Here is a 6,914-nt window from a genome sequence, read left to right on the forward strand (position 1 = left end):
CGGTGTTGCCCGAAGATTCCCAGTTTTCGCCGCGCTGCGAACACGCAGGCCGGTCTTTTCTTGCGCCGGGGATGGGCAATTGGGGAGACCAGCAATGACCATCAAAGCCGGCGGGCGCGTGGCGTTGATAGCAGCCACCGGGCTGCTCGTGTGTGTGGCAGGCATGAGCTGGACCGTGGCGGCCTCCAGCGCCGCCGAGACGAAGTCCGAAAATGTCGGCACGACGAAGAAGGTGAAGCAGGTGCGCTATTACAAGCGCTACGCTCACGGCAAACATGCCCGCACGGCGCAGAAGTCCTCCGAAGAGAAAAAGCCGGCAGAGACCGCAGAGGTCGCCGAGGCCGGCTTGCCCGGCGAGCTTCCTGCCTCCGTCGCCGAGGCCAACGCGCGGATGGGCGAGGTCTCCGACGACACCGCGCGCGCCATGACCGCGCGCGCCAATGCCCTGCTGGCGTCCGACCAGCCGGCGGAAGGGCAAGGCGCGGTCACCATGCAGGTGGTCCAGGCCGACCAGCTCAACGAGGTCGACAAGGCGCTGCAGGAGCCTGCCCCGCCGTCGCAGACCACCGTCGCGGTCGCGCCCGCCAAGCCCGCGGTCCAGGCAAAGCCTGCCGTCGTCGAGGAGACCTCGACCTGGGACCAGACTTCGCTGATCGGCAAGATATTCATCGCCTTCGGCGCGCTGCTGACGATTGCGTCCGCCGCGCGCATGTTCATGGCGTAGCCGCTTACCCTCCAACTCCCGGCAACTCCCGGCGCGCCCGTCAAGGGCGTGTCCGGGCCCCTTGATGCTCCGGCCCGCAGCGGGCAATGTCGCCCCAAATTTTCAACCGGGGTGGCCCATGAGCACGTTCGAGCACATCATCGTCGAATCCAAGGGCGCGGTCGGCGTCATCACGCTGAACCGGCCGAAGATGCTCAATGCGCTCTCGTTCGGCGTGTTCCGCGAGATCGCCGCCGCCGTCGACGACCTCGAGGCGGACGAGAAGATCGGCTGCATCGTCGTCACCGGCAGCGAAAAGGCCTTCGCCGCCGGCGCCGACATCAAGGAGATGCAGCCGAAGGGCTTCATCGACATGTTCTCGTCGGACTTTGCGGCCATCGGCGGCGACCGCATCGCGCGCTGCCGCAAGCCGACCGTCGCCGCGGTGAGCGGCTATGCGCTCGGCGGCGGCTGCGAGCTTGCCATGATGTGCGACATCATCATCGCGGCCGATACCGCCAAGTTCGGCCAACCCGAGATCACGCTCGGCACCATTCCCGGCATCGGCGGCACCCAGCGCCTGACCCGCGCCGTCGGCAAATCCAAGGCGATGGACCTCTGCCTCACCGGACGGATGATGGATGCCGCCGAGGCCGAGCGCTCGGGCCTGGCCAGCCGCGTGGTGCCGGCGGACCAGTTGATGAGCGAGGTGATGACGGCGGCGGAAAAGATCGCCTCGATGTCGCAGCCGGCGGCGGCGATGGCAAAGGAGGCGGTCAACCGCGCCTTCGAGACGCCGCTGTCGGAGGGGCTCAACGTCGAGCGCAACCTGTTCCACGCCACCTTCGCGCTGGAAGACCGCTCCGAAGGCATGGCCGCCTTCATCGAGAAGCGCAAGCCAGTGAACAAGAACCGGTGATTTCGTAGGGTGGGCAAAGCGAAGCGTGCCCACCTTCACGAGCGTACCGTCGAAGGTGGGCACGGCGCTTCCGCGCCTTTGCCCACCCTACTTTGCCCGCGCCAGCGCCGCTACTTTGCATGGGGTTGTTTTCGCGATTTTGTGTCCGGGCCCTGCGGTCCACCGAGCTAGCTCGCCCGACTCCGCGCCAGCGCCGCGCTGACCAGCGCGCGATAGAAGCGCTCGGCAAGGGTCTTGGGCCGGTCGAGGCCGAGCCGCGCGAGGCATTCCCCGTCGTCGGCATTTGGCGTTCGCGTCAGCCCTTCCCATAACAGCCCCGGCAATTGCGCCGGCGTGCGCTGCGCGGCCTGCAGCAATTGCAGCGCCGGAATCAGCCGCTTTTCGACCTCGGTGAAATCGCTGCCGAACGGGAATGCCGGCAACAGCCCCGCCTCGCGCGCCGGCTTCAGTGCCGCGGCAATGCGCTCCGGAAAGTTCTCGCGATGCGCCGCCAGAATTTCAAAGCTCTTCGGCAGCTTGCCGGCGTCCTTGGCCTGCCGCGCCAGTTCGTCCTGGAAGCGCGAATCCGCGATCGCCAGCATCGCCGCGATCACCTCGGCGTCCGACTTGCCGCGCACGTCGGCGATGCCGTACTCCGTCACGAAGACATCGCGCAGATGCCGCGGGATGGTTTCGTGCCCGTAGGACCAGCGGATGTTGGACTGCGCCTTGCGTCCAACAAAGCGCGTCGCCTCCAGCGTCAGCAGCGAGCGCGCGCCGGCAAGCGCAAAGGCCTGCGCCACGAAATTGTACTGCCCGCCGACGCCGCTGATCACCTGCCCGCTCTCGAGCCCGTCGGAGACCGCCGCGCCCATCAACGTCGCCATCATCGCATTGTTGACGAAGCGTGCGTCCACCCGCGCCCGGCGTTTTGCTTCCTCATCGCCGTAGAGCTCATTGGTGAACGACACCGGCATCATGCAGATGCGCGAAATCTCCTCGCCCTTCATCTCGCGCAGCTTGCGGTAAAAGTCCTTTGGCCCGAGGAAGAATGCGCCATGCAGGATGATGCCGTCGACCGCGCGCTTCAGGACGCCGGCCTCGATCAGGCCGAAAAATGCCTCGAATACCATCTCGCTGACGCCATAGAGACCCTTGTCGAAGGTGGAAGTCTCGCACGGCGGCACTGAGGGCGCGAGCCGCGCCATCACTTCCAGAAACCGCGCATTGTCGCGATGGCGCACGATCAGCCCCTGCGCCAGCGCATCGCCGACCTGCCCGATGCCGATCTGCAAGCTGCCGCCGTCGCGCACCAGGCTCGCGGCATGCAGGCCGATCGCGTACTTGGTATCGCTGACCGGCTCGGCCGGCGGCGCGAACAGCTGAAAATCGGTCGCGGGGCTGTCGAGCACCGCGCTGAACTCCTGCGCAGGCAAGTCCCCCGGCCCCGGCATGAACGGCAGCTCGGAATTGACCTGGCCGATCAGCTTGAACGCGGCGCGCCCTTCGCTGCGCGCGCGCATGATATCGAGGGTGATGTCGGTGTTGCAGCTGAGGCTATAGCGGGTCTCGCCGTCGACCACGCGCTTGGCGACCAACTGCAGCACGACATTGAGCCCGCGCTCCAGCAGGTACGAGGCGGCATGAGTATAGTTCGCCGAGATGTAGTGCTGCTGCGCGAACGGCACGCGCAGCCACCGCCCCGCCAGAAAGAAGAATTCCAGCACCTCGATGTTCGGCGGCAGCTTCCCGGCGCGCAGCGGCGCGACATAGGCGAGATCCGGATAGCCGCCGAACAACCGCTCCACCAGCGGGGTGCCGAAGCGCGCTTCCAGCAGGCTTGCCGGCCTCGGGTTTTCCAGGGTCAGCGCCGAGAACAAGGTCAGCTTGATGGAGGGATCGGCGGCCGCCCGTGCATACAGCGCATTGACGATGTGGTTGGCCTTGCCGAGCCCGAGCGGCAGGCCGACCATGAGGTTCTTGCCGACGTCGCGGATGATCTCGTCGACGACGGCCTCGGGTTCCGAAAACAGCTTTGGCATGTGAACAAGACCCGCGGCAGGATGAACGAAGCGGCTCACGGAATCGTGTGGTCCGCAGACCCACGGCTATAGCCGATTTGAGCAGCGGATTCGTCTGTGACGAACCGGCAACAGCCAAGCACTGATTTGATGTGCAGATGTCGCGCGGCCCTTTGTCAGTGGCGAGGCTTCCCCGTAAACGGGTAGATGTGACGAAGCCGGCGGCGGGGGCGGACGGCTTTGTGGGGTTGGTTTGCAGGTTCAGATGGTAGAGCAGCGTGACGCCAGCGTTGGTCACGACATGACACGGCGCGTGCTTCGGTCGGGCATCTGCCTTGGCGTGTTCGTTTGCGTCGGCTTCGTCGTGCCGGCCGCCGCCGAGAGCCTGCCCGACGCACTGGCACGGGCCTACCAGACCAATCCGCTGTTGAACGCCGAGCGGGCGCGCCAGCGCGCCACGGACGAAAATGTTCCACAGGCGCTGGCGGGTTACCGGCCGCAGATCGTCGCAACTCTGAGCGCCGGCCTTCAGCAGGTGCGCAATCTCCTGCCTGACAATACGGTGCAATCGGCGACGCTAAAGCCTTGGCAGATCGGCGTTACCGTCACGCAGGTGCTGTTCAACGGCTTCAGGACCGCCAACAGCGTGCGGGTGGCGGAGTTGCAGGTCGGCGCGGGGCGCGAGGCGCTGCGCAATGTCGGCCAGGGCGTGCTGCTCGATGCGGTCACGGCCTACACCAACGTGCTCGCCAACCAGTCGCTGGTCGAAGCCCAGCGCGCCAACGTCGCCTTCCTGCGCGAGACCCAGAGCATCACCCAGAAGCGGCTCAATGCCGGCGACGTCACCCCGACCGATACCGCCCAGGCGGAATCCCGCCTCAACCGCGGCCTTTCCGATCTCAACGCCGCGGAAGTCGCGCTGGCGATCAGCCAGGCCACCTATGCCCAGGTGATCGGCAATCCGCCCTCGCGCCTGCAGCCGGCCCAGACCGTCGACCGCTTCGGTCCGCGCAATCGCGAGGATGCGACCCAACTCGCGTTCAACCAGCACCCCGCCGTGATGGCGGCGGGCTTCGACGTCGACGTCGCCTCCACCACGATCCGCGTCGCCGAGAGCAGCCTGCTGCCGACCATCACCGTGCAGGGTAGTGCCAGCAAAAGCCGCGACAACGACCCGACGCTCGGCACCCGCGGCACCGAGCAGGCATCGGTGATGGGGCAGTTGAACCAGCCGATCTATGACGGCGGCACCGCGGCTTCCCAGACCCGCCAGGCCAAGGAGCTGGCCTCGCAAAGCCGGATGGTGCTGGAGCAGGTCCGCAACCAGGCCCGCACCGCCGCGGTCAGCGCCTGGGTCGCCAATGAGGGCGCCAAGATCGCCGTGTCCGCCGCCGAATCCGAGGTCCGCGCCGCCACCGTCGCGCTGGCGGGCGTGCAGAAGGAAGCCGCCGGCGGCCAGCGCACCACCGTGGACGTGCTCAACTCGCAGCAGGATTTGATCCAGGCCAAGGCGCGCCTGATCGGCGCCCAGCGCGACCGCGTCATCGCCTCCTTCACCCTGCTCAGCGCCATCGGCCGGCTCGACGTCAAGACGCTCAATCTGAACACGCCGGACTACCTGCCCGAGGTGCACTACCACCAGGTGCGGGACGCCTGGCACGGCCTGCGCACGCCGTCGGGGCAATAGACCGCCTTCGCCCCGCTCTTTACACTCGCGGCAGATTCGATGAGGCGAGAGAAATGGACATCATCAGACTGTGCGCATGGGGCTATGCCGCCCTGCTCGGCTTCGTGATCCTGACCGGCTACATCCCCGCCTTCATCGACCAGAACGACATGATCTTCGGCCTGTTCCGCCGCACCTGGTACGCCGACGGGCTGCATCTGGTCTCCGCGCTATGGGCGGCGGCCGCCGCGTTGACCTCGCGCCGCGCCTCCGAACTGTTCTTCCAGCTGTTCGGCGCGTTCTACTTTGCCGACGGCGTGCTCGGCTTGCTCACCGGCAGCGGCTATCTCGACTTCGGCATCCTCATCAACGGCGTGCTCAACCTGCCGCTGTCGACCCGCTTCTTCGCCAACGCGCCGCATCTCGGGCTCGGCGGCGTCGCGATCCTTATCGGTTATCTGCTGGCGCCGCGGACGCGAGCTGCCGCTCATGCGTAGGTGCTTGCGGCGCTTCCTTCAAGCGCTTGTCATCTTCATTGCGCTCGCCGTTGCCTTGCCGCTCGGCTACATCGAGGGCACCTGCGGGCCGACCGAGACTACGGCTTCATCTGCGGCGCCTGCGACCACGCTGCCGGCGATCGACGACAAGGGCTATCGCCGCAAGCTCGACAACACCTTCTTCACCTTCCCGGAGTGGTACATCGTCTACTCCTTCGAGGATTTCGGCCGCTTCCTCGACCGCGGCAGCGAAAGCGGGTTCAATTATCTTGGCCACATCCTCGGCTTCTGGCGCAGCTTCTGCACCATCAATCGCGCCGTGCCCGCAACCACGGAGCCGCGCACCGAAGTGAAGACGATGATCTACATCATCGGCGTCAGCTACTCGATCGAATATGCCATCAAGGGCCTCTACGAGAACACGATCGGCCGCCTCTTCGAATGGATCAGGGGCGAGAAGCGCACGCCGCAGGACGACTATGCCCGTGTCGTGCTGCAGGACTACGCCGCCTTTCTCTACACGGTTCCCTGGTACAAATATCCGTTCCGCGAAAAGCTCGATGGCTTCATGGCGATATCCACGCCGACGCCAAGCACGGCCCGCACGATCGAACGCGGCGTCGCCCTCGGCAGCGAGTATTTCATCAAGATCGGCTATGCCTGGCTGATCCAGAAAGGCCTCGACGCCTCCAGCGACGCCGAGCCGCGCGACATCATGCTGGTGGCCGCAACCCTGCCTCCGGAGGTGCTGGCCGCCGAGCCGCGCATCAAACAGGTCCGTGCGATGTCACCGCAATGGCAACTGGTGCAGATCCCGCGCTACAAGGATTTCACCGAGATCGTGCAAGGCCTGCTCGACCGCGGCATTTCGCTTGCCGAGATCGCCGGCAACCGCGAGATCATGGTCACCGTGATCGCGCCAAAGGCCGCCTCGCTCGCCGTCAAGGACGCCGTGGAACTGTTCTCGCTCGATCTCGACGCCAAACCTGGCTTCCGACGCGCCGGCCTGAAGGCTAGGATCGACCGTCTCGTGGACATCAATCGCGAGCTGAAGGCCCGGGGTGCCAATATTGAGCACTTCTACGACTACTAGAGAACGGCTGCGCATGCCGCTGCGGATCGCAGGCGC

6 protein-coding genes are annotated in these 6,914 nt (G+C 66.0%); 5 read left to right on the forward strand and 1 reads right to left on the reverse strand.

Annotated elements, in window-relative coordinates; all coding sequences use genetic code 11:
• Window positions 1–94: 94 nt before the first annotated feature.
• A complete protein-coding gene (locus ACT4OC_RS26770) occupies window positions 95–724 on the forward strand; it encodes a hypothetical protein (RefSeq protein WP_444842057.1) in 630 nt (209 codons plus the stop codon).
• Window positions 725–842: 118 nt separating this feature from the next.
• Window positions 843–1,622 (forward strand): enoyl-CoA hydratase, encoded by a 780-nt coding sequence (locus ACT4OC_RS26775; protein ID WP_444842058.1) that lies wholly within the window; start codon window positions 843–845, stop codon window positions 1,620–1,622.
• Between the two features lie 167 nt (window positions 1,623–1,789).
• Here ACT4OC_RS26775 and ACT4OC_RS26780 read toward each other — a convergent pair whose 3' ends face one another.
• Window positions 1,790–3,643: an acetyl-CoA hydrolase/transferase C-terminal domain-containing protein gene (locus ACT4OC_RS26780; protein ID WP_444842059.1), complete on the reverse strand. Its 1,854-nt coding sequence runs from the start codon at window positions 3,641–3,643 to the stop codon at window positions 1,790–1,792.
• Window positions 3,644–3,923: 280 nt separating this feature from the next.
• Here ACT4OC_RS26780 and ACT4OC_RS26785 point away from each other — a divergent pair, with 280 nt between their 5' ends.
• From ACT4OC_RS26785 to ACT4OC_RS26795, 3 genes are read left to right on the forward strand one after another with little or no spacing between them, the layout of a single operon-like run.
• Window positions 3,924–5,309, forward strand: coding sequence for a TolC family outer membrane protein (locus ACT4OC_RS26785; protein WP_444842062.1), 1,386 nt, complete (start codon window positions 3,924–3,926; stop codon window positions 5,307–5,309).
• Window positions 5,310–5,362: 53 nt separating this feature from the next.
• Window positions 5,363–5,785 carry a hypothetical protein gene (locus ACT4OC_RS26790; protein WP_444842060.1) on the forward strand — a complete coding sequence of 141 codons (423 nt, stop codon included), beginning with the start codon at window positions 5,363–5,365 and terminating at the stop codon, window positions 5,783–5,785.
• Window positions 5,778–6,878 (forward strand): hypothetical protein, encoded by a 1,101-nt coding sequence (locus tag ACT4OC_RS26795; protein WP_444842061.1) that lies wholly within the window; start codon window positions 5,778–5,780, stop codon window positions 6,876–6,878. The genes ACT4OC_RS26790 and ACT4OC_RS26795 overlap by 8 nt, the downstream gene beginning before the upstream one ends.
• Window positions 6,879–6,914 lie beyond the last annotated feature (36 nt).

The sequence above is a fragment of the Bradyrhizobium sp. genome, assembly GCF_052389815.1.
In the GTDB taxonomy this organism is placed as follows: Bacteria; Pseudomonadota; Alphaproteobacteria; order Rhizobiales; family Xanthobacteraceae; genus Bradyrhizobium.